Source organism: Novilysobacter viscosus (assembly GCF_046600715.1).
GTDB lineage: Bacteria > Pseudomonadota > Gammaproteobacteria > Xanthomonadales > Xanthomonadaceae > Lysobacter_C > Lysobacter_C viscosus.
The window spans coordinates 281,977-304,328 of the sequence record NZ_JBJMAV010000002.1 but is presented as its reverse complement, the minus strand read 5'-3'; the positions used below and the strand labels follow the sequence as shown (position 1 = coordinate 304,328).

Here is a 22,352-nt window from a genome sequence, read left to right as displayed (position 1 = left end):
ACGGCCCGCCTCAGGCGTCGGTGATCCGTCCCTTCAGCTCGACCACGCCGTCCAGCGAGGCGACGAACCCGTCGCCCGGCCGCAGCGGCCCCACGCCCGCGGGCGTGCCCATGAACACCAGGTCGCCCGCCCGCAGCGCATACAGGCGCGAGAGCGCGTGCAGGATCTCCGGTACGGTCCAGATCAGGTCGGCAAACGCCCCATGCTGGCGCTTCTCTCCGTTGACATGCAGCGTGAGCGTGCGCGCGGCCAGGTCGCCCACGTCCGCCACCTGCACCAGTTCGCTCACCGGCGCGGCGTGGTCGAAGGCCTTGCCGGTATCCCAGGGCAGGCCCTTGGCCTTGGCCGCGGCCTGCAGGTCGCGGCGGGTGAGGTCCAGGCCGATCCCGTAGCCGTACACCAGCGGCGCGGCGACCTTCGCATCCAGCACCCCGGGAGGCGCGTCGCGGCCCAGCGCCACCACTAGCTCGACCTCGTGGTGCAGGTTGCGGGTGCCGGGCGGGTAGGGCACGTCGCCGCCGGTGACCACCGCGTTGGCCGGCTTCAGGAAGAACACCGGCTCGCCCCGCTCGGCCTTGCTGGCCGGAGCGGCGGCGCCCATCTCCCGGGCGTGGTCGGCGAAATTGCGTCCCACGCAGTACACGCGCCGGACCGGGAAGTGCCCGCCGCCGCGGACCGGGATGCGCACCGGCGTCGGCGCCGGGATGACGTCGACCATGGGGAGGTTCTCCAAAGGGTGGGCCGGCCGGGCCGGCGTCAAGGAACCGCGATCAGCGGCGACGGTCGCGGGGTTCTTCCAGCGCGGCGCGGTCCAGCACGCGGTACTGGCCTTCGACCACCGGCCGGCCGGCGCCACGCGCCACGGGGGTGCCGCGGCTGCGCCACAGCTTGTAAAGCAGGCCGGCGGCGATCATCGCCGCGCCCACCACCGCGCCGAACACCACCAGCACCGCCAGCAATGCAAGGCCGACCAGGCCGAATGCGATCCGCACCAGCGGGTGACGCGGCTTGCGCGGCGCGAACGCGTCACGGACGCGGGACTGGAACTGGGCGTGGTCGAAGCGGAACGCGTATGCGGGCATGTGTTGCAAGGTGACTACAATCCGGCGGGGTAGCGAGTATCGCGACGCACGTCGGCGAGGTTGTAATGGATTCGTTAAACAATAGTGAAAGCCAAGCCCCACGCACGCCGTTGGTCACGCTGGAGCGGCTGGCTGACGGCGCGTTCGCGGAGGTCGAGGTGGTGCTCGACGGCGATGCCGAGTCGCTGGTGCTGTACCGCGACGGTGACGCGGTGCGTGCCTGGCTCAACATCTGCCCGCATGCGGGCCGGCGGCTGGACTGGGCGCCCGGGCAGTTCCTCAAGAGCCGCGAGGGTCTGCTGGTTTGCGCCGCCCACGGCGCCAGCTTCCAGCTGGTGGACGGTGTCTGCGTGGCCGGTCCGTGCCGGGGCGAGGCATTGCGCGCGGTCCCGGTGGACGTACGCGAGGGCGCGGTGTGGTTGGCGGATCCGCGTTAGGCCGCGCGCCGCCGCAGGTCCCTTCAGCTGCCGCCCAGCGTCGTGAACAGCAGCACGGCGAGCGAGCCGAGCCACGGGATGGGCCGCAGAGCCATTGATTCCGGCGTCGTCAGCGACACGGGGGCGGTTGGCCGGAGAGAACGACGTGCAGCCACCGATGCCCGATGCCGTGAAGCGTCATCGGATGTGTGCGTCCCTGTGTGCGTCCCGAGGAACAGGCCCGGGGGGTCACTTGATAACTACGGTAACGACCGAGTCAGCCCGTCTCACCTTGAAGGTGCGCGCGGTACCGCTGGGAAGAGCCTTCCAGTAGCCCATTACCTCCTTGGCCTTGCGCCCGGGAATGACCTGGTCGTTGATCTGCAACAGCTCGTCGTCGGCGATAAGCAGGCAGGGCTTTCCCGGCGCGCCGGGCGTGGCCTTGAGCACCGTGACCTTTTCGAGCGTGGGGTTCAGGAAAAAGCCGCTGGTCGTGGGCTTGAGGGTGAGCTCGCACCCCGTGCCGGCGTGGGCCGATGTAAACGCGATGGCGGCGATCATCGCCAGGCGTGCCTTCCTTCGAATCATGTGGATCTCCATGTGTGATCGACGCCGGATGGGCTGCGCAGGACACGAAACCCCCTCAACCTCCCTGCCAGCACCGGAGGGACGCAATGCGCGATGCGTTCCGCGGCCATGACAAGGGTATGACGGTCAGAACAGGTCGACCCAGAACATCAGGTTGACCATGCCCACCGCCACCACCGTGTAGATCAGCGAGAGCGGGCCGCCGATGCGCCACAGCTCCTTGCCGGAGTAGCCGGCCGGGCCGCTGATCATGGAGATCACCGGGTTGGAGGCGGTCATGAAGTTGTTGGACGCCGACAGCGCCACGATCAGCGCGAACGCGGTCGGGTCGCCACCCGCCGCCAGCGCCAGGTTGACCGCCAGCGGCACCATCACGATGGTCGCGCCGACGTGGCTGATCACCAGCGAGAACAGTGTCGTCAGCAGGCCCAGTGCCAGTTCCAGCAGCCAGATGGGCGTGCCTTCGGGCAGTTGTTCGATGCTGTGGCCGGCCACCCACGCGGCCGCGCCCGATGAGTCCATCGCCCAGCCCAGCGGAATCAGGCAGGCCATCAGGAACACGGTCTTCCAGTTGATCGCCGAGTACGCCTCGTCGATGTGGATGACCCCGGCCACCAGCATCCCGGCCACGCCGGTCATCAGCGCGATCGACACCGGCAGCCGCGAGGACAGCGCCAGCAGCATCGCCACGGCGAAGATGCCCAGCGCGATCTTGAGCTTGTGCGGGCGCTGCTCGCCCTTGGGGTAGTCGGTGACGACCACCAGGTTCTTGCCCGCCGCGGCGCGGGCCAGGTCGGTCCAGATGCTGTGCAGCACCAGCATGTCGCCTGCGCGCAGGGGCACGTCGCGCACGTTCTCGCGCATCACCGCCTTGTCGCGGTTGATCGCCAGCAGGCTGATGCCCAGCTGCTTGCGCAGTTCCAGGTCGCGCCCGGTCTTGCCGATGAAGTTGGACGTCGGGGGGATCACCGCCTCGGAGATGCCGGCGCGGCTGGGGTTGAACAGGTCGCCGAAGTTGCGCAGGCGGGTGGTCATGCGCAGGAACTGGTTCTGCGCGAAATCGGCCACCTGCTGCTTGTCGCCCATTGCGCCCAGTACGCTGCCCACCCAGATCCGGGTGTCGGCGGGCGGCGCCAGGCGCGACTCGTTGCTGCTCTTGAGCGCCAGCAGCAGGGGCGCGCCGTGCAGCGCTTCGGCCTCGCCCAGCGACATGCCCACCAGCGGGCTGTCGGCGGTGACGGTCAGTTCGTAGACGTCGCCCTCGATCCCGTAGGCGTTGGCGAAGTAGCTCTGCGTGCGCGCCGGGGTGGCGCCCTTGCCGCCATCGCGTTCCAGCTTCTTGCCGAAGAAATGGAAGTACGCCAGCGACGCACCCAGCAGCGCCAGGCCGATCGGCAGCGGCGCGAACATGCTCAGCGGCTCCAGCGTCGCCGCGCCCGAGGGCAGGTTGCTGTTGGCCGCCAGCAGCAGGTCGTTGAGCAGGATCAGCGGCGAGTTGCCCACCATCGTCAGGCCGCCGCCCATCACGATGGCCGCGGCGATCGGCAGCAGCAGCCGCGGCAGCGACAGGCCGGTGCGCGACGACAGGCGGGAGGCCACCGGCAGGTACAGCGCCATGACCGCCGGGTTCTGCATGAAGGACGAGTTGACGCCCGCCACCGCGCCGGTCAGCAGCATCAGTCGATGCTCGATGCCGTGCGCGCGCCGCAGCAGCCAGCCGGCCAGGCGGTTGAGCGCGCCGGTGCGGTCCAGGCCCGCGCCCAGGATCATCGTGGCGATGATGCTCATGACCGCGTTGGAGGAGAAGCCGTTGAAGATTTCTTCCGGCGCGACCAGCCCCGACAGGCCCAGCAGCACCAGCACGACCAGCGCCACCACGTCGGCGCGGATTCGCTCGAACAGGAACATCACCATGGTGAAGCCGACCAGTCCCAGGACCAGCTTCATGTCGGTGGTGAGCGCGAGCGCGGAATCCATCAGGCGGCTGCGTGCACGTGGTTGCAGGCGCGCCAGGCGCGGCGCGTGGGCGGCATGCAGGCACCCCGTACCGGGGCCGGTTGCATCAAGAAGGCGTGCCTGCTCCTCACCAGTGTCCCGCTCCCGGTCCTCTTAGACCCTGTCGTACAGCAGGTCCCACACGCCGTGGCCCAGCTTCTGGCCGCGGGTCTCGAAATGCGTCTGCGGACGCCAGTCGGGCCGAGGCACCGCGCCGCGCGGCCCGGCGCGATTGGCGATGCCCGGCGTCGCGTCCAGCACGTCGAACATGTGCCCGGCATACTCCTGCCAATCGGTCGCGAGGTGCAAGCGCCCGCCCGGCGCCAGCTTGCGCACCAGCAGCGCGGCGAAGTCGGGCTGCACGAGGCGCCGCTTGTGGTGGCGCTTCTTGTGCCAGGGGTCGGGGAAGTAGATGCGGATCTCGTCGAGGCTGCCGTCGGCGACCTCGTTTGACAGCACCTCGACCGCGTCGTGGTGGTACACGCGTACGTTGCGCGCGTCGTCGTCGGCCAGCGCATTGAGCAGCCGGCCGACACCCGGCGCGTGCACCTCGATGCCGATGTGGTCCCGCGCCGCATCGCGCGCGGCGGAGTAGCGCAGGGCTTCCCCGTTGCCGAACCCGATCTCCACGATGCGCGGCGCACTGCGTCCGAACACGGCATCGAAATCGCGCGGCGTGCCCCGGCTTCCAGGGGGCGTGTAGTCCAGGCCGAAGCGGGGCCACTGCTCGTCGAACGCGCGCTGTTGCGCCGGCGTGAAGCGGCCCTGGCGCAGCACGAAGCTGCGCACCTGGCGGTGGCCTTCGGTGACGGTGAAAGGTTTCGGCGGGGCCTTGCCGGGCCTTGGGTCGTCGCTCATCGCCTGGCCGGACCCGTCATCCGACCAGGCCTTCCACTGGCGAGGACGCACTGGCGTAGCGCTTGCGCGGAATGCGACCGGCGCGGGACGCCGCGCGGCCCGCTTCCACCGCCAGTTTCATCGCATGCGCCATCAGCACCGGGTCCCGGGCGCCGGCGATTGCGGTGTTCATCAGCACGCCGTCGCAGCCCAGCTCCATCGCGATCGCCGCGTCCGAGGCGGTGCCCACGCCCGCATCGACGATGATCGGCACCTTGGCGTTCTCGACGATCTCGATCAGGTTCCAGCGGTTCTGGATGCCCAGGCCGGAACCGATCGGCGCGGCCAGCGGCATCACCGCGACGCAGCCGATCTCTTCCAGCCGGCGGGCGAGGATCGGGTCGTCGGAGGTGTAGACCATCACATCGAAGCCGTCCGCCACCAGCGTCTCGGCCGCGGCCAGGGTCTGCACCACATCCGGGAACAGCGTCTTCTGGTCGCCCAGCACCTCGAGTTTGACCAGCGCATGGCCGTCGAGCAGCTCGCGCGCCAGCCGGCACGTGCGCACCGCGTCATCGGCCGTGTAGCACCCGGCGGTGTTGGGCAGGATCGTGTAGCGGTCCGGCGGCAGCACGTCGAGCAGGTTGGGCTCGCCGGGGTTCTGGCCGATGTTGCTGCGGCGGATGGCGACGGTGACGATCTCGGCGCCGGCCGCCTCGGTGGCGCGGCGGGTCTCGTCCAGGTCCTTGAACTTGCCGGTACCGGTGAGAAGGCGGGAGGCGTAGCGCTTGCCGGCGATGACGAGGGCGTCGGAGGAATCGGGCGTGGTCATCGCCGCATTATCGCATCGTGCGCGGGGCGTGGGCCGCGGGGAACACCGGGAAGGCGACGGGTGCCGTCGCGCGCATCGGCATCGTGCGGGCCGGTCGTGCTCAACCCCCGCCCAGGGCGTGCACGATCTCCACCCGGTCCCCCTCCGCCAGCGTGTGGCTGGCGTGCACGCCGCGCGGGACGATGGTGCCGTTGACCTCGACCGCGACCCGGCGACCGGCGAGGCCCTCGACATCGAGCAGTTCGGCGATGGTGGGTGCGGCCTGGAGGGCGCGGGGCTCGCCGTTGAGGGTGATGTCCATGGGCGCATTGTCCCGCCGGGCGGGCAGTGGCGCCAGTCGCCTGCACCCGGCCCCGCTGCTCCCGCCAGGGGCTGCCGGGGCGTCCGGGCCGGTAGCGATGCCGCGCTGCCGCTTGTCCGCGTGCGCCGGGCGTGGTTCGATGCCCGCCATCCGCGGGCGTACGTCCGCCGGACCGCACCTTCCCAATCGCATACCGCAAGGACGATCCATGAACCGACCCGTTCGCACCGCGCTGGCCGCGGCCCTGGCGCTCGCCGCCGCGCCCGCTTTCGCCCAGACCTATTCGCAGACCGTGTTCTTCGGCGACAGCCTGACGGACTCGGGTCATTTCCGGCCGGCACTGATCCAGTTCGCCGGTCCGCAGGCCGCCATCCTCGGCCGCTTCACCACCAACCCGGGGCTCGTGTGGGCCGAGCAGCTGGCGGACTTCTACGCCGACGCGGCCGTCGCTGCCAACCAGGGCGGTAGCAACTATGCCGTCGGCGGCGCGCGCACCGGCACCGACACTGCCAGCCCGTTCGGTCCGGTGCCGTCGGTACAGGCGCAGGTGGCCGGTTACCTGGCGGCCACCGGCGGCCAGGCCGATGCGAACGCGCTGTATGCCGTCTGGGGCGGAGCCAACGACGTGTTCGCCGCGATCGGCACCGCCGGTGCCGGCGGCGACCCGGCGCCGGTGATCGGCCAGGCCGTGGCCGCTCAGATCGGCGCGATCGGCACGCTGCAGGCGGCCGGCGCGCGTTACGTGCTGGTGCCGACGGTGCCCGACATCGGCCTGACCCCAGGCTTCCGCGCCCAGGGCCCGGGCGCCCAGGCCGCCGGCACCCAGTTGTCGATGGCCTACAACAACGCGCTCTTCGCCGGCCTGGCCCAGGCGGGCCTGCGGGTCATTCCGCTGGACACCTTCAGCCTGTTCCAGGAGGTGGTGGCCAATCCGGGCGAATTCGGCTTCAGCAACATCACCGGCACCGCCTGCCAGCCGCAGATCACCGCGCAGTCGCTGACCTGCAACCCCAGCACCTACGTGACCCCGGATGCGGCCGACGAGTATGCGTTCGCCGACGGCGTGCACCCCACCGCCAATGCCCACACGATCATTGCCGACTACGCCATCTCCGTGCTGGAAGGGCCGCGCCAGGTGGCGATGCTGCCCCATGCCCAGCAGCTGGCCGGGCGCACGCGCAGCGAGCGGGTGGCGAGCCAGTGGCGGGGCGTCTCCACGGGCGAGGCCGGCCTGCGGGCATGGGCCGACCTGCGCGGTGACTACCAGAAGTTCGACGAGGGCGCCGGCGCGATGATCGAAGGCGAAGGCGGTGGCGCCGGCCTGCTGGCCGGGCTCGGCTGGAGCAGTGGCAACGTCCACCTCGGCGGCTTCCTGGGCGCCGGTTCGCAGACGCTCAAGTGGGGCCAGCGTCGCGGCGAGTTCTCCTTCGACGACACCACCCTGGGTGCATACGCCGGCTGGCGCGGCGGCAACGCCTGGGTGGGCGTGCAGGCCAGCACCAGCAAGGGCGAATACGACACCGAGCGTCGCGTCGATCTCGGCCCGGCCACCCGCGTGCACCGTGCCTCGGCCGACGGCGACAACCTGACCGTCGCCCTGGACGCGGGCTGGCGCTTCGACCACGGCAGCTTCAGCCATGGGCCGGTGGTCTCGCTGGTCTCGCAGCGCATCGACATCGACGCCATGGTCGAGGACCAGCCGGCGTTGTCGACCTCGCTGGCCTACCCCGAGCGCGAGATCGACTCGCTGGTGGGCAGCGTGGGCTGGCAGGTAGTCGCCCAGATGGGCGGGCATTTCGCGCCGTACGCGCGCCTGACCTGGGACCGCGAGTTCGAGGAGCACGACGAGGAAGTCTTCGCGCAGCTGCAGTCGATGCCGGGTGCGGCGCCGTACGCGGTGCCGGGCCTGGAGCTGGACGAGGACTACGGCACGATCATGCTGGGTGCCCGCACCCTTCTCTTCGGGCTGGAGGTCGACGCCGGCCTGGCCGGCTCGGTCGCGCGCGAAGGCACCGACGGCGTGGGCGTGTTCCTCAACGTGGGACGCGGCTTCTGACGGAAGCGGCCGGCGCGATTGCGGCGCGTTGCCAGTAGGCGCGCGCCGGAATAGACTTCCGGGCGTGCGGGTGTAGTTCAATGGTAGAACTTCAGCTTCCCAAGCTGATAGCGTGGGTTCGATTCCCATCACCCGCTCCAACTTGCACGGCGGCCTTGTCCTTCGGGACCCGGTCGCCGTTTTCGTTGGGCCCCCACTTCCGTGCCGCGCATTGGCGCGTCGCGCCTTTCGATCCACACAGGCGGTATCGGCATGACGCAGGGAGCATCGCCGGGGACCATCGTCCTGGGCTGGCGCGAGTGGGTATGCCTGCCGGGCCTGGGGCTGCCTGCCGTGCGCGCCAAGGTGGACAGTGGGGCGCGCAGTTGCGCGCTGCACGTGGATACGCATTGGCGTTTCACCGACGGCGGCGTGCCGTGGGTGGGCTTCCGGGTGGCACCCGGCACCGGCGCGTCGATCCAGGCCTGTGCCCCCGTGCTGGAGGAGCGCGAAGTGACCGACTCGGGCGGCCACCGCAGCCGCCGGGTATTCCTGCGCGCCACCTTGCGGCTGGCGGGGGTCGAACGCGAAGTCGACATCAACCTTTCCGATCGCCGCGGCATGCTGTTCCCCATGTTGCTGGGCCGCACCGCGATGGCCGGGGCGTTCACGGTCGACCCGGCACGCTCGTTCCTCCACGGCCGTCCCTCCGGCGACGCGGTCCCATCACTGAAGAAGCCCCGATGAAGCTGGCGATCCTGTCGCGCAACACCAAGCTCTACTCCACCCGCCGTCTGGTGGAGGCCGCGCGCGAGCGCCGCCACACGGTGCGGGTGCTGGATCCGTTGCGCTGCTACATGCGCATCGACTCCGACGGCTTCGAGATGCACTACAAGGGCACCGGCATCGCCGGCTACCACGCCGTGATCCCGAGGGTGGGGGCTTCGATCACGCGCTATGGCACCGCGGTGCTGCGGCAGTTCGAACTGATGGGCACGTTCACGCCCAATCCGTCCGATGCCGTGCTGCGCGCACGCGACAAACTGCGCAGCCACCAGATGCTGGCCGCGCAGGGCATCGGCATGCCGGCGACGGTGTTCGGCGACAACCCCGACGATACCGCCGACCTGCTGTCGATGCTCGGCCCGCCGCCGCACGTGATCAAGCTCAACGAGGGCACCCAGGGCGCGGGCGTGATGCTGACCGAAAAGCTCTCGGCGTCGAAGGGCGTGATCGAGGCACTGCGCGGGCTGTATGCGCAGTTCCTGGTGCAGGAATTCGTCGCCGAGGCCAAGGGCGCGGACCTGCGCTGCTTCGTGGTGGGTGGCAGGGTGGTCGCGGCGATGAAGCGTCAGGCGCCCAAGGGTGACTTCCGCTCCAACCTGCACCGCGGGGGGCACGCCAAGGGCGTGACCGCCACGGCGGCCGAACAGGACGTGGCGATCCGCGCCGCACGCGTGCTCGGGCTGGGGGTGGCCGGCGTCGACCTGATCCGGTCCGCCCGCGGACCGCTCGTGCTGGAGGTCAACGCCTCCCCGGGCCTGGAGGGCATCGAGGATGCTTCCGGCGTGGACGTGGCCGGTGAAATCGTCGATTACGTAGCCCAGCGCTACAAGCGGCTTGCGGCCAAGCGCGCCGCGACCCGGGCTCAGTAAGCCGCGGAAGCGCTCCGCCGGGGCGGCAGGGGGTCGGCGCGCCTTTTAGCGATTCCTTAACGCCGCGCTTAACGACCGTTTAATCGCCCCCGGCGTAGCGTCTCCGGACCGCAGCACCGCTGGCTCCTCGGACACCAGCAGTTTCGGTATCGGGGCAATACCCTTTTGACCCAGGCGCGTGGCCCGCGCCTGGGTTTTTTGTGGTCGCGTGCCGTACATCCTTCCAAGGTCCCGGAGGCCGTTCTGCCACGCGATCCACCGGGGCGAGGGCTCGCCGGCACCCTGGCCATGGGCGTCTGGCAGAATCCCCGGATTGCCGGCCCGCACGCCACGTCGACCCGACCCTTGTCACGCTGCCGCGGTCGACCCCCCACCCAGGAACCCCCCAAATGCGCATCCTCGTCATTGAAGACAACCAGGACATTGCCGCCAACCTCGGCGATTTCCTAGAAGACCGTGGGCACACTGTCGACTTCGCCGCCGACGGCATCACCGGACTGCACCTTGCGGTTGTCCACGACTTCGATGCGATCGTGCTCGACCTCAACCTGCCCGGCCTGGACGGCCTGGAGGTCTGCCGCAAGCTGCGCAACGAAGCACGCAAGCAGACCCCGGTACTGATGCTGACCGCGCGTGACAGCCTGGACAACAAGCTGGCCGGCTTCGACTCCGGCGCGGACGATTACCTGATCAAGCCGTTCGCGCTGCAGGAAGTTGAAGTGCGGCTCAATGCGCTGGCGCGGCGCGGCAAGGGCGTGCAGACGCGCGTGCTCAACGCCGCGGACCTGGAGTACAACCTCGACACGCTGGAGGTCCGCCGGCAGGGCAAGCTGCTGCAACTCAACCCCACTGCGCTGAAGATCCTGCAGGCGCTGATGGAATCCAGCCCGGCCGTGGTCACCCGGCAGGAACTCGAGACCCGGGTGTGGGGCGAGGAGCTGCCCGATTCCGACAGCCTACGCGTGCACATCCATGGTCTGCGGGCGGTGGTCGACAAGCCCTTCCCGACGCCGTTGATCCAGACCCGCCACGGCATCGGGTACCGCATCGCCGAAGTCGATGCCGGAAGCTGAAGCCGCGCCGCGGGCACCGCAGCGGCGGCGCCCGCGCTACCGCCGCCAGCTCCGCAGCCGCATCATCCTGGCCTTCGTGCTGTTGGGCTTCGGCCTGACCGCGCTGTTCGCGTTCGCGACCAACTGGACCCGCAACCGGGTCGAGACGGAGCTGGTCGAGGACGTGATGAACAGCAACATCGACGAGTATGCGCGGCAGTACTACTCCGCCCCGGACCGCCAACCCGAAATCCAGGTCCAGCAGATGTATGCGCGGCACGTGCGCCGGGAGCGCTTCGAGGAGCTCAGGGCCGAGGAGCCGGACTGGTACGAGCTGTCCGACGGGATCCACAACATCAGCGGCACCGACGAAAACGGCGAACCGTTCGCCTACAAGCTGGCCGTGCGCAAGACGCCGGACGAGTGGTTTTTCCTGGCCTATGACATGACCCAGGCCATGCGTGGCGAGGAGCAGTTCAATCGGGCGATCTTCAGTTCGGTGGTGGTGTTCACCCTGCTCTCGCTGCTGGTGGGGTGGTGGGCAGCGTCGCGGGTGATGAGCCCGGTGTCGGAACTGGCGCGGCGCCTGAAACTGTCGGGCCGAAGCGCCCAGCCCGAAGCGCTGGCCGCGCACTTCCCCGGCGACGAAGTGGGCCAGTTGGCGGAGGCGCTGGACGATTACGCCGCGCGTCTCACCGACGTGGTCCAGCGCGACCGGGAATTCAACGCCGATGTCAGCCATGAGCTGCGAACGCCCCTTGCGGTGATCAAGGGCGCGGTCGAGCTGCTGCTGTCGCGCCCCGACGTCGACGAGAAGACGCGCAACCGGCTGCTGCGCATCCAGCGCGCCGAGCAGCAGTGCACCGACCTGATCAGCGCGTTGCTGCTGTTGTCACGCGACGAGCGCGGACACGGTGCCACCGACGTGGGAAAGGTCGCCGACCAGTTGCTGGATGCGCACCGCGCGCAGATCGTCGGCAAGAGCCTGGAACTGCGGATCGAAGGCGAGCGGGGGCTGGTGGTGGACGCACCCGAGGCCGCGGTCGCGGTCGCGCTGGGCAATCTGATCGGCAACGCGGTGAAGTACACCCCGTCGGGCGCGGTGGTGGTGCGCCTGCATGCAGGCGAGGTGGAAGTGGTCGATTCGGGTCCGGGGCTCAGCCCCGAAGACGCCGCCAAGCTGTTCGAACGCGGCTACCGCGGTACCCACGCCGGCCATTCGCAGGGTGGCGGGATCGGCCTTTCGATCGTACGCCGCCTGTGCGCCCTGTATGGCTGGAACGTGCGCGTCGCTCCCGGCCAGGTGCAGGGCGTCGTCGCCACGCTCACGTTTTCCGAAACCCGGCCCGGCCCGTAGGAGCGGCTCCAGCCGCGATGCGTCCCGGATGGGCAAGTGCCAGCCCCGGGCGATCGGTCATTCCTCCAGCGGCTCCAGCCAGCCGTGCCGGTCGGGCGTAGTTCCATCGAACAGGCCGAAGAACATGTCCTGGATGCGCCGGGTGAGCGGGCCCGGCTTGCCGGCCCCCACCGCACGTCCGTCTACCGAACGGATCGGCGTGATCTCGGCGGCGGTTCCGCACATGAACAGCTCGTCGCACAGGTACAGGTATTCGCGAGGCAAGTCGCGTTCGATGACCTCGATCCCGGCATCCCGTGCCAGGTGGATGATCGAATTGCGGGTGATGCCGTTGAGCAGCGCGGCGCTGACCGGCGTGGTATGGAGCGCGCCGTCGATCACCAGGAACAGGTTCTCGCCGGCACCCTCGCTGAGCAGGCCGGTGGAGGCCAGGGCGATGCCTTCGCCGAAGCCAAGGCGGCGCGCTTCCCGCGCCACCAGCTGTCCGGACAGGTAGTTGCCACCCGCTTTGGCGCCGGCGGGGAGGGTGTTGGGGGCAAAGCGCTGCCAGCTCGAAACGCAGGCGTCGATGCCGTCGTCCAGCACGCCCTCACCCAGGTACGGGCCCATGTGCCACGCGGCAACGGCCACGTCGATGGGCGTATCGGCCGAGAGCCCGAACCCCCCCAGGCCGCGGAACGCAACCGGGCGCAGGTAGGCCTGCGCCAGCCCATTGCGCGAGACCACCGCGCGGCAGGCGCTGTTGATCTCCTCCAGCGTGTAGGGAATCACCATCTCGTAGATGCGCGCCGATGCCAGCAGGCGACGGGTGTGGTCGCTCAGGCGGAAGACCGCGGGGCCGGCCGGCGTCTGGTAGCAGCGGATTCCTTCGAACACCGAGGAGCCGTAGTGCAGCGCATGCGCCATCACGTGGGTGGTGGCCTCGGCCCACGGCTTGATCGCGCCGTTGTGCCAGATCCATTCGGGGTAGTGCATGGGGGCGGTTCCTTCGGGAATCAGCCGCGTATTGTGCCCGGGCTCGCGACGCTTGGGCCGACGGCATGACGGTCGGGGCCCGGGGCCCCCGCCGGCGTCAGCCCCGCAGCCACCAGCACCCCAGGTGCCGCTGCAGGCCGAAGGTGGTGGTCGATGGCGTGCTTCCATTTGCCAGCGTCTGCTCCACGCGCAGGCCGATGGGCAGTTGGCGCACGCTGGCCTGGGGGTAGTAGGAGCCGTCCAGCCCCGCGGGTGTCGCCGGCATGACCGGGATGATGTCGACCAGCGGCCGCTGGGTTATCGCATCCAGGCGGTCAAGGATCGAGTAGCCCGTGCGTCCGGACATCCCGGTCCAGTGGTAGACCGCGGCCAGCCGGTTCGGATCGCGCGAATCGATTGCGGACGTGACCTCGAACAGCAGATCCTGCAGGTTGCGCGCGCAACCGCCCTGGTGCAGGCGGAGGGTCGCGCCGGGGGATGCGGTCGTGCGGCGGCGTTCCACCGCGCCGATGTCACGGCATTGGCGGTCGGTGAATACGCGCGTGCCGCTCGGGTCCATGCATTCGCGGACCTGTGCGCTTGCCGACGGGAACGGCGCCGCCCAGGACAGGGCGCCTGCAAGGGCAACCGACGCGAAGGCGACGAACTTCGGCTGGGCGGAAGCGGGACGGGCTGCCATCGGAGCAGCCTAACGGCGCCCGCAGGGGGTGAGAAGTGCGGCGGTCACGCGCAATGAAGCGCAAGTGAGGTCCGTTCAGCTGCCCGGCCCCATGCAAGGCGGCAAGAAGTGCGCACCGCAGCGCCCGGGGACGGTCAGCGGCTGCCCGGTCAGAAGCGTACGAAGTAGCACCCCTGGTGGCGATAGACATCGAAATCCACCACCGAGCGATCGGCGCCGTGTCCGAAGCTGAGCTGCATGATCCCGGCGCTGCCGGTGCTCGCCAGCGGTGCGCTGGCATCGGCAAACGAAGCGAGGCCACCGATCTGGGCATTGAAGTACTGGGCGTGTACCAGCGGCAGCCGGGTCAGGCGATCAAGGCGCTCCAGCGTGGCCTGGCCCTGCTGGTTGTTCATGCCCGTCCAGTGGTAGCTCTCCGCCACGCGGTTGACATCGTTCAGTGCCAGCGCGCCCTGGAGGTCCATCGACAATTGGGTCGTAGAGCGGGCGCACCCGCTGGCCGCCGAGCGGCGTCCCACCGGCGCCAGGGGCGCAATGGCGTCTTGATTGGCGTAGGCGTCGCCGGACGGTGCGGCAACGCGGTCCTCGCGAGCAAGGCGGGTCAGCAGTTCTCCCGACATCGGCGCCGCCTGCGCACCGAACATGCCGCAGGGCTTGTCGGTGTAGACCGTGGTGCCATCTTCCGCCTGGCAACGCTGGATGCCATTGCCCGCGGCAATGACGGCCGGGGCGATGGGCATGGCGGCAAGCGAGAGGGCCAGGGCGGATGCGAGTACGGTTCGGGTATTCATGGCGGCGAGCAACACGTTCGGGGGACGTGTCAATGGTTGCCGCCGGTCCGTCAATGCGTTGTGGCAAAAAGGGCCGTGGGACTGAACACTGCTGCAACTCAGCGCAGGCGGTCGAGCACGTTAAGCGTGGGTTTCGCCAGATTGAGCGTGTAGAAATGCAACGCCGGCGCGCCACCGTCCAGCAGGCGCCGGCACAGTTGCGCGACCACGTCGGCGCCGAATGCGCGGATGCTGTCGACGTCGTCGCCATACGCCAGCATGCGCTGCGCGACCCAACGGGGGATCTCGGCCCCGCACAGGTCCGAGAAGCGTCGGATCTGGCTGAAATTGGAAATCGGCATGATCCCGGGGACGATCGGGATGTCGATTCCAAGGGCCCGCACATCGTCGACGAAGCGGAAGTACGCGTCGGCGTTGTAGAAGTACTGCGTGATCGCACCGTTGGCGCCGGCGTCGACCTTGCGCTTGAAGTGGCCCAGGTCGGCATGTGCGTCCCGGGCCTGCGGGTGCGTTTCCGGGTAGGCGGCGACTTCCAGGTGGAAGTGGTCGCCGGTCTCCTTGCGGATGAACTCGACCAGCTCGCTGGCGTAGCGCAGGTCGCCGGGGCTGACCATGCCCGATGGCAGGTCGCCGCGGAGCGCAACCAGCCGGCGGGCACCGAGGGCGCGGTAGAGCTTGAGCAGGCCCCGGATTTCCTCGCGAGAGCCCCCCATGCAGGTGATATGGGGCGCGGCGGACAGGGAGTATTCCCGTCCGAGGCGCTGGATGGCTTCGGGCGTGTGGCTGAGCGTAGAGCCGCCTGCGCCGAAGGTGACACTGACGTACTCGGGCGACTCCCCCCTGAGCCGCCGGACGCTCCTGTCCAACTGCACCCGCTGCTCGTCGGTCTTGGGCGGATAGAACTCGAAGCTGATGGGAGTCATTCGATGCGCGCAGGGCCAGGGAGTTTCGGCAATATATCGCTTCATCGCGATGAATGTAAACACGCCGTCCGTCCATCGGATTACCGCATGCGCGGTCCCCCATGCCCGGTGGAGCGGCTCCAGCCGTGATGCTGGTAGAGGTTCCTCGAGATCCCGGTCCCAGGGGTCGAGGGCGAGCCAGATTCAGCTTTCAGCAAGCGAGCATTCACGGGTCAAAAAAAACGGGCGCCCTGGGGCGCCCGCTTTCAGCGAGATTGCAGCTGGCTCAGTAGCGGTAGTGCTCGGGCTTGTACGGGCCTTCGACCGGCACGCCAAGGTAGTCGGCCTGGTCCTTGGTCAGCGTCGTCAGCTTCACGCCGATCTTCTCCAGGTGCAGGCGCGCGACTTCCTCGTCGAGCTTCTTGGGCAGCAGGTAGACCTGGTTGCCGTACGTCTCCTTGTTGGCCCACAGGTCGATCTGCGCCAGCGTCTGGTTGGCGAAGGAGTTGGACATCACGAAGCTGGGGTGGCCGGTGGCGCAACCCAGGTTCACCAGGCGGCCCTCGGCCAGCAGAAAGATGCTGTTGCCGCCCTCGAAGGTGAACTTGTCGACCTGCGGCTTGATGTTGGTCTTCTGCACGCCCTTGAGCGTATACAGCGCATCGACCTGGATCTCGTTGTCGAAGTGGCCGATGTTGCAGACGATCGCCTGGTCCTTCATCGCCTTCATGTGCTCGACGGTGATGATGTCCTTGTTGCCGGTCGTGGTGACGTAGATGTCGCCACGGCCAAGCGTGCTCTCGATGGTGTTGACCTCGAAGCCTTCCATCGAAGCCTGCAACGCGCAGATCGGATCGATCTCGGTCACCACCACGCGTGCACCGTAGGCCTGCAGCGAGTGCGCCGAGCCCTTGCCCACGTCGCCGTAACCGCAGACCACTGCGACCTTGCCCGCGAGCATCACGTCCATCGCGCGCTTGAGGCCGTCGGCCAGCGACTCGCGGCAGCCGTAGAGATTGTCGAACTTGCTCTTGGTCACCGAGTCGTTGACGTTGATCGCGGGCACCAGCAGCTTGCCCTGCTCGGCCAGCTGGTACAGGCGGTGGACGCCGGTGGTGGTTTCCTCGGACACGCCCTTCCAGTCGCGCACCACGGTGGTCCAGAAGCCCTGGCGCTCGGCGTGGACGCGCTTGAGCAGGTTCTTGATCACCTGCTCCTCGTGGCTGCCCGAGGCGCTGTTGACCCAGCTGTCGTCGCCCTTCTCGAGCTCGAAACCCTTGTGGATCAGCAGGGTCACGTCGCCGCCATCGTCCACCACCAGCTGCGGGCCGAGGAAACCGCCCTTGCCGTCGGGGAAGCTCAGCGCGGCCAGGGTCTGGTCCCAGTACTCCTCCAGCGTCTCGCCCTTCCAGGCGAAGACCGGGGTGCCGGTCTCGGCGATGGCGGCGGCGGCATGGTCCTGGGTCGAGAAGATGTTGCACGACGCCCAGCGCACGTCGGCGCCGATGTCCTTCAGGGTCTCGATGAGCACCGCGGTCTGGATGGTCATGTGCAGCGAGCCGGTCACGCGCACGCCCTTCAGGGGCGCTTCGGACGCGTACTTGCGGCGGATCGACATCAGGCCCGGCATCTCGTGCTCGGCGATGTCGATTTCCTTGCGGCCCCAGTCGGCCAGGGAAATATCCGCGATCTTGTAGTCGCCTTCAGTGGAGAAGGTCTTGGGTACTGCATTCATGGTGTAGCTCCGATTTGGTGAGCCGGCACGCGGTGCGGGCTCGTGCGAGTGACTCGCAGCAATCGGGCGCGGTTGAGGGTGCCTCCCACCGAGCCTGATCCCTTGCCCGCGTGGCGGGCCGGACTTGCAGCGCCCCTCGGCGGGGTGGTGGCACGGATCCGTTGCGGAGCCGGCCGGCGGCCATTCTACAGCGAGGCGCGCGCGGTGGCGAAGACGGATCCCCGACCAGCGCCCGCCGTTGGGCTGGCGTTGGCGGCGTGGAGCCTGGGTGCTGCGGGGCAGCCGCAGGCACGCCAGTGGGAGTCACCAGTCGGCCGGCTTGTAATCCTTCAGGAACTGCCCCCACACATGCTCGCCGCTGTTGAGGCCGGCGATGATCGGGTCAACGATGCGGGCGGCGCCATCGATGATGTCGAGCGGCGGGTGGAAGCGCTCTTCCCGGATCTTGCGGGCGGCGATCTCGACCGGGTCCTCGTCGGTCACCCAGCCGGTGTCGACCGAATTCATGTGGATGCCGTCGCCGTGGTAATCGGCCGCCACGGTGCGCGTCATCATGTTGAGCGCGGCCTTGGCCATGTTGGTGTGCGGGTGGCGGGTGGTCTTGAAGTTACGATAGAACTGCCCCTCCACCGCGGACACGTTGACGATGTGCTTGTCACGATTTGCGGTGCGCAGCATCAACGGCTTCAACCGCGCGTTGATGATGAACGGCGCGATCGCGTTGACCAGCTGGGTTTCCAGCAGCTCCACGGACGGGACCTCGTGCATGAGCAGGCGCCACGAGTTGCGCCCGCGCAGGTCGACCTGCTGCAGGTCCTGGTCGAGGCGGCCTTGGGGAAACAGGTGTTTCTGGCCCAGCATTTCTTCCGCCAGCAGCGGCACCTGCGACAGCTCCGCCGAACGGGTGAGTCCCGCCGCGCCGGCGGTCCCGCGGCCGTCGCCCAGCTGCGGTGCGGAAGCGGCGGCCTCCGGCAGCAGGTCGTGGCTGCGCAGGCCTTCGTAGTTGCCGATGAGCCGGCGGATGTCGGCGGGCATGTCCTCCAGCGCGGCGGTCTCGCCGGCCATCATGTGTGCGTAGAACTCCGGCGGGCGGCGCACGGTCTGGCAGGCGTTGTTGATGATGAAGTCCAGCCGCGGGCGCGTCGCGGTCAGCTCACTGCAGAAGGCTTCGACACTGGGCGTGTGCCGCAGGTCCAGTCCGAACACCTCGAGGCGGTGGCCCCATTCGGCGAAGTCGGGCTCCTGCGAGTAGCGCGCGGCCGAGTCGCGGGGAAACCGGGTGGTGACGATCAGTTCCGCCCCAGCGCGCAACAGCTTCAGGCCGGCTTGGTAGCCGATCTTGACGCGGCCGCCGGTCAGCAGCGCGACGCGACCGGTGAGGTCGGCCAGCTCCGTCCGCTTGGCGAAATTGAAGTCCGCGCACGTCGGGCACAACTGGTCGTAGAAGTGGTGGACCCGGGTGTACTTCTGCTTGCAGACGTAGCAGTGCAGGAGTTCGGGCGACTCACGATCAGCGTGGTGGGCGGCGGGCTGCTCGCCCTGCGGCCCGAAGCCTTCTGGTACGAAATAGTTAGGTGTGGTGAACACCGGGCGCCGGCGCAGGGTGCGGATGCCGGTGCTGTCGAGCAGCGCGTCGGAACGCCGGATGTTCTCGGCGTTGCGCTCGCGCTCCAGCGCCTTCAGCTTCAGCCGGCGGGCGCCCGGCTCGGGATGGTAGACCTGCGCCACCACCCGGTGCAGGCGGCTGCGGTCCTCGGCAGGCAGAGCATCGAGCAGCGTGCGGTCGGCGGCGATGGATTCGAGCAGGTCCAGTGCGGTGCGCAGGCGCTGGTGCAGGGTCGGGTGGGTGTCACGCATGGCTACGGTGTGGTCCGTGATCGTTCGGAAATGGTGTGTGGAGCGGGGCGCGCCAGGCGCGTGCCGCGGGCGATGGGCGCAAGCTTGGTACGCATCAAAGCGCCAATACGGACTCGGTATCCCCGGCGTCCAGCGCGTTCATGTAGCCCAGCACCAGGTCGCGGGTGCGGTAACGGCCAAAGGCACGCTCTTCCTGGGCACGGACGATGGGGAAGGTGTCCAGCACGTAGGCGGCTTCCGCCCGGTCCATGCCGTAGAGGTTGAAGTACAGCGCGTCGGCCTGGCTGGTGGTGGCCTGGCGGATCAGGTCGGTCCAGCCCAACGTCCTCAGCACCGGAACGATGACTTCGTCCTCGGTCTGTGCCTCATTCAGGCTTTCCGCGTTTTCAAGGTCCGGACGGAGGCGCGCCAGAGCATCGCGGAACGCCAAAAATCCGGTTTCGGCGTCCATCCAGCCACGGGTGTGGCGGATGCCTTCGCGCAGGAAATCGCTGGTGAAAAGTAGTCCGTGCATTGGATCCCCTTGCGCGTGCCGGGCAAGGGTAGCGGGTTGGCGCTGGGGCGTCGCCCCTGACACCACATCGCAGGTCCGTTCAACGTGGTGCTACTGGCCGGTACTCGCCGCGGTCGCCAAAGCGTCGGCCCTGCAGGTCCGTATTGGCGCACAGCCGGCCTTCGCACAGGATCACATCGGCGCGGTCGCAAGCCTGCAGCACCTAAATGGAAACGGACCGCGATGCGGTCCGTTTCGGTGAAGCAATAGCGCACTCACCCAGATCCCTCCCAGCAAGCGGAGAGGAGGTCGAAAGCGGCGGACTTAAAGCTTCGCGGCCTTGCGCAGCTCGTCGGCGCGGTCGGTCTTCTCCCAGGAGAAGGCCGTGGCCTTCTGGGTGACACCGGCCCCGTCGACGTAGCTGACGTCCTGCGGCTTGCGGCCGAAGTGGCCGTACGCCGCGGTCGAACGGTAGATCGGGTGGATCAGGTCGAGCATCTTGACGATGCCGTACGGGCGCAGGTCGAAGTGCTTGCGGATCAGCTTCTCGATCTTGTCGTCGCTGATCTTGCCGGTGCCGAAGGTGGTGACCGAGATCGAAGTCGGCTCGGCAACGCCGATGGCGTAGCTCAGCTGCACCTCGCACTTGTCCGCCAGGCCGGCGGCAACGACGTTCTTGGCGACGTAACGCGCGGCGTAGGCCGCCGAACGGTCGACCTTCGACGGGTCCTTGCCGGAGAACGCGCCGCCACCGTGGCGCGCCATGCCGCCGTAGGTGTCGACGATGATCTTGCGGCCGGTCAGGCCGCAGTCGCCCACCGGCCCGCCGATCACGAAGATGCCGGTCGGGTTGATGTGGATCTTGTTCTTGGGCAGCGACTCCATCCACTTCTTCGGCAGCACCGGCTTGAGGATGTGCTCGCGCACCGCCTCGACCAGGTCCTTCTGCTTGATGCCCGGGTCGTGCTGCGTCGACAGCACCACCGCGTCGAGGCCGACGATCTGGTTGGCGTTGTCGTAGCGAAGGGTGACCTGGCTCTTGGCATCCGGGCGCAGCCACGGCAGCGGCGAGTTCTTCTTCTTGCGCACCTTGGCCTGCTGCTCGACCAGCCGGTGGCTGTAGTAGATCGGCGCGGGCATGAACTCCGGCGCCTCGTTGCAGGCATAGCCGAACATCAGGCCCTGGTCGCCCGCGCCCTGCTCCTCGGGCTTCTTCTGCTTCTTCTGGCTGCCGTCCACGCCGGCGGCGATGTCCGGCGACTGCTTGCCGAGCATGTTGATGATCGCGCAGGTGTGGCCATCGAAGCCGACGTCGGAGTTGTCGTAGCCGATCTCGTTGATCACGCCACGCGCCAGCGCCTCGATGTCGACCCACGCCGAGGTGGTCACCTCGCCGGCGACGATCGCCGCGCCCGTCTTCACCAGCGTCTCGCAGGCCACGCGTGCGCGCTTGTCCTGGGTCAGGATCGCGTCGAGAACGGCATCGGAGATCTGGTCGGCGATCTTGTCCGGGTGGCCTTCGGAAACGGATTCGGAGGTGAACAGGTAGCTGGACATCGGCGTCTATATCCTTGCATCGGGATAAAAGGATGGGCGCGAATCATACAGGTTCGGCCCGCGGGTCGCATGGGCGGCCGATTCTGCGCGACGGCGGGTTTGCGAGCGGTTAAGACGCGTTGCTGGAGGGCGGCCGCCGACGTCGCTGGGTAGCATGCGGGGATGGACTCGATGACCCAGATTCTCCTTGGTGCCGCGGTCACCGCCGCCATCGCCCCGCCCGGACACCGCAGGGCCGCCCTGCTGGCCGGTGCCGCGCTGGGCACGCTGCCGGACCTGGACGTGCTGCCCATCGCCCTGATGACCGACAACCCCGTCGAGCGCATGACGTGGCATCGCGGCGCCACCCATTCGCTGCTGGTGCTGCCGTTCGTTGGATGGGCGATCTGGGCCTGGCTGCGGCGACGTGGCGGGCGGGTGGCCGCGTCCCCGCGGCGCTGGCTCTGGGCGATCCAGGCGGCCTTGCTGACGCACCCGCTGCTGGATGCCTTCACCGTCTACGGCACACAGTTGCTATGGCCGTTGCCGGTGCGGCCGGCGATGTGGTCGAGCCTGTTCATCATCGACCCGATGTACACCGTATGGCTGCTCCTGGCGTGCCCGATCGCTTGGTGGGCGTCGCAGCGCCCGCTCGCGGGCCAGGCCCTGGTGGCAGGGTTGGCGTTGAGTTCGTTGTACCTGGGGGTGTCGATGGTCGCCAAGGCCAGCGTGGAGCGTTCGGCGTCGGAGTCGCTCGCGTCGCTGGGGCTGGCCGACGCACCGCGCTTCAGCGTGCCCATGCCCTTCAACACGTTGCTGTGGAGGGTGGTGGCAATGACGCCGGAGGGGTTCGTCGAGGGGGAGCGCTCCCTCGTGGCCGACACGGGTCCGATGGATTTCGTGCACTACCGCTCGGATGTGCGCGCGCTGGGCCAGGTCGCGGGGCTGCCGGCGGTGCGCGAGCTCCACTGGTTCAACCGGGGCTTCATGAAGGCAGAACAGCGCAATGGCCGGTTGGTCCTGTCGGACCTGCGCATGGGGGCCGAGCCGGACTACACCTTCCGCTTCGCGGTGGCGGCCCCGGGGCCCCGGGGCTGGGAAGCGATCCCGCCCGAGCAGGTGGAATGGCCGTGGCAGGCGCGACGGCGCCTGGCGGCGATGTGGCAGCGTATCTGGCACCAGCCGGCCGTGCCCGGTGCCGCGGCAGGGCATGCCGCGACGCCGGGCCGGTAGC

General features: G+C 68.7%; 22 protein-coding genes, 1 tRNA gene and 1 riboswitch. Of the genes, 8 read left to right on the top strand and 15 right to left on the bottom strand.

Annotation, left to right across the window (positions count from 1 at the left end; all coding sequences use genetic code 11):
- Positions 1-10 precede the first annotated feature (10 nt).
- Positions 11-718 (bottom strand): fumarylacetoacetate hydrolase family protein, encoded by a 708-nt coding sequence (locus ACJQWL_RS05080; protein ID WP_330967408.1) that lies wholly within the window; start codon positions 716-718, stop codon positions 11-13.
- A 52-nt stretch (positions 719-770) separates the two neighbouring features.
- Positions 771-1,082, bottom strand: a complete 312-nt coding sequence (locus ACJQWL_RS05075; RefSeq protein ID WP_330967409.1) for a hypothetical protein — start codon at positions 1,080-1,082, stop codon at positions 771-773.
- A 65-nt stretch (positions 1,083-1,147) separates the two neighbouring features.
- Here ACJQWL_RS05075 and ACJQWL_RS05070 point away from each other — a divergent pair, with 65 nt between their 5' ends.
- On the top strand, positions 1,148-1,519 hold the full coding sequence (locus ACJQWL_RS05070; RefSeq protein ID WP_330967410.1) for a Rieske (2Fe-2S) protein: 372 nt from the start codon (positions 1,148-1,150) through the stop codon (positions 1,517-1,519).
- Between the two features lie 228 nt (positions 1,520-1,747).
- On the opposite strand, the gene ACJQWL_RS05065 is transcribed toward ACJQWL_RS05070, so the two are convergent.
- The 5 genes from ACJQWL_RS05065 to thiS form a co-directional block, all read right to left on the bottom strand.
- Positions 1,748-2,098, bottom strand: coding sequence for a hypothetical protein (locus tag ACJQWL_RS05065; RefSeq protein WP_330967411.1), 351 nt, complete (start codon positions 2,096-2,098; stop codon positions 1,748-1,750).
- Between the two features lie 114 nt (positions 2,099-2,212).
- Positions 2,213-4,063, bottom strand: a complete 1,851-nt coding sequence (locus tag ACJQWL_RS05060) for an SLC13 family permease (protein ID WP_330967412.1) — start codon at positions 4,061-4,063, stop codon at positions 2,213-2,215.
- 132 nt (positions 4,064-4,195) lie between these two features.
- Positions 4,196-4,939, bottom strand: coding sequence for a tRNA (guanosine(46)-N7)-methyltransferase TrmB (trmB, locus tag ACJQWL_RS05055; protein WP_330967413.1), 744 nt, complete (start codon positions 4,937-4,939; stop codon positions 4,196-4,198).
- A gap of 16 nt (positions 4,940-4,955) precedes the next feature.
- Positions 4,956-5,750 carry a thiazole synthase gene (locus tag ACJQWL_RS05050; protein ID WP_330967414.1) on the bottom strand — a complete coding sequence of 265 codons (795 nt, stop codon included), beginning with the start codon at positions 5,748-5,750 and terminating at the stop codon, positions 4,956-4,958.
- 100 nt (positions 5,751-5,850) lie between these two features.
- Complete coding sequence (thiS, locus tag ACJQWL_RS05045) at positions 5,851-6,051, bottom strand: sulfur carrier protein ThiS (protein ID WP_330967415.1); 201 nt, start codon at positions 6,049-6,051, stop codon at positions 5,851-5,853.
- 208 nt (positions 6,052-6,259) lie between these two features.
- Between thiS and ACJQWL_RS05040 the strand changes: the two genes are divergently transcribed.
- From ACJQWL_RS05040 to ACJQWL_RS05015, 6 genes are all read left to right on the top strand, one after another.
- Complete coding sequence (locus tag ACJQWL_RS05040) at positions 6,260-8,107, top strand: autotransporter domain-containing protein (RefSeq protein ID WP_330967416.1); 1,848 nt, start codon at positions 6,260-6,262, stop codon at positions 8,105-8,107.
- A gap of 66 nt (positions 8,108-8,173) precedes the next feature.
- Positions 8,174-8,247 (top strand) — tRNA-Gly (locus tag ACJQWL_RS05035).
- Between the two features lie 112 nt (positions 8,248-8,359).
- Positions 8,360-8,833 carry an ATP-dependent zinc protease family protein gene (locus tag ACJQWL_RS05030; protein WP_330967417.1) on the top strand — a complete coding sequence of 158 codons (474 nt, stop codon included), beginning with the start codon at positions 8,360-8,362 and terminating at the stop codon, positions 8,831-8,833.
- Entirely contained in the window at positions 8,830-9,741 is a 912-nt protein-coding gene (gene rimK, locus ACJQWL_RS05025) for a 30S ribosomal protein S6--L-glutamate ligase (protein WP_330967418.1), read from the top strand. The genes ACJQWL_RS05030 and rimK overlap by 4 nt, the downstream gene beginning before the upstream one ends.
- A 389-nt stretch (positions 9,742-10,130) precedes the next feature.
- Positions 10,131-10,814, top strand: a complete 684-nt coding sequence (locus ACJQWL_RS05020) for a response regulator transcription factor (protein WP_330967419.1) — start codon at positions 10,131-10,133, stop codon at positions 10,812-10,814.
- Positions 10,801-12,150: a sensor histidine kinase gene (locus ACJQWL_RS05015; protein WP_330967420.1), complete on the top strand. Its 1,350-nt coding sequence runs from the start codon at positions 10,801-10,803 to the stop codon at positions 12,148-12,150. The genes ACJQWL_RS05020 and ACJQWL_RS05015 overlap by 14 nt, the downstream gene beginning before the upstream one ends.
- Positions 12,151-12,207: 57 nt before the next feature.
- Here the strand turns inward: ACJQWL_RS05015 and ACJQWL_RS05010 are convergent, their stop codons facing one another.
- From ACJQWL_RS05010 to metK, 8 genes are all read right to left on the bottom strand, one after another.
- Positions 12,208-13,125 carry a branched-chain amino acid transaminase gene (locus tag ACJQWL_RS05010; protein WP_330967421.1) on the bottom strand — a complete coding sequence of 306 codons (918 nt, stop codon included), beginning with the start codon at positions 13,123-13,125 and terminating at the stop codon, positions 12,208-12,210.
- A 97-nt stretch (positions 13,126-13,222) separates the two neighbouring features.
- On the bottom strand, positions 13,223-13,804 hold the full coding sequence (locus ACJQWL_RS05005) for a hypothetical protein (protein ID WP_330967422.1): 582 nt from the start codon (positions 13,802-13,804) through the stop codon (positions 13,223-13,225).
- A gap of 149 nt (positions 13,805-13,953) precedes the next feature.
- Positions 13,954-14,595 (bottom strand): hypothetical protein, encoded by a 642-nt coding sequence (locus ACJQWL_RS05000; protein ID WP_330967423.1) that lies wholly within the window; start codon positions 14,593-14,595, stop codon positions 13,954-13,956.
- Between the two features lie 98 nt (positions 14,596-14,693).
- Positions 14,694-15,518: a methylenetetrahydrofolate reductase [NAD(P)H] gene (gene metF / locus ACJQWL_RS04995; RefSeq protein ID WP_330967424.1), complete on the bottom strand. Its 825-nt coding sequence runs from the start codon at positions 15,516-15,518 to the stop codon at positions 14,694-14,696.
- Positions 15,519-15,783: 265 nt separating this feature from the next.
- Complete coding sequence (gene ahcY / locus ACJQWL_RS04990; protein ID WP_330967425.1) at positions 15,784-17,232, bottom strand: adenosylhomocysteinase; 1,449 nt, start codon at positions 17,230-17,232, stop codon at positions 15,784-15,786.
- 57 nt (positions 17,233-17,289) lie between these two features.
- Positions 17,290-17,376, bottom strand: a riboswitch (S-adenosyl-L-homocysteine riboswitch).
- A 159-nt stretch (positions 17,377-17,535) separates the two neighbouring features.
- Positions 17,536-19,089, bottom strand: a complete 1,554-nt coding sequence (locus ACJQWL_RS04985) for an SDR family NAD(P)-dependent oxidoreductase (RefSeq protein ID WP_330967426.1) — start codon at positions 19,087-19,089, stop codon at positions 17,536-17,538.
- A gap of 94 nt (positions 19,090-19,183) precedes the next feature.
- Positions 19,184-19,603 (bottom strand): hypothetical protein, encoded by a 420-nt coding sequence (locus ACJQWL_RS04980; RefSeq protein ID WP_330967427.1) that lies wholly within the window; start codon positions 19,601-19,603, stop codon positions 19,184-19,186.
- 303 nt (positions 19,604-19,906) lie between these two features.
- Positions 19,907-21,139 (bottom strand): methionine adenosyltransferase, encoded by a 1,233-nt coding sequence (gene metK, locus ACJQWL_RS04975; RefSeq protein ID WP_330967428.1) that lies wholly within the window; start codon positions 21,137-21,139, stop codon positions 19,907-19,909.
- 162 nt (positions 21,140-21,301) lie between these two features.
- Between metK and ACJQWL_RS04970 the strand changes: the two genes are divergently transcribed.
- The gene (locus ACJQWL_RS04970) at positions 21,302-22,351 is read left to right on the top strand and encodes a metal-dependent hydrolase (protein WP_330967429.1); all 1,050 of its coding nucleotides are present in this window, start codon (positions 21,302-21,304) and stop codon (positions 22,349-22,351) included.
- The last annotated feature ends 1 nt before the right edge of the window (position 22,352 follow it).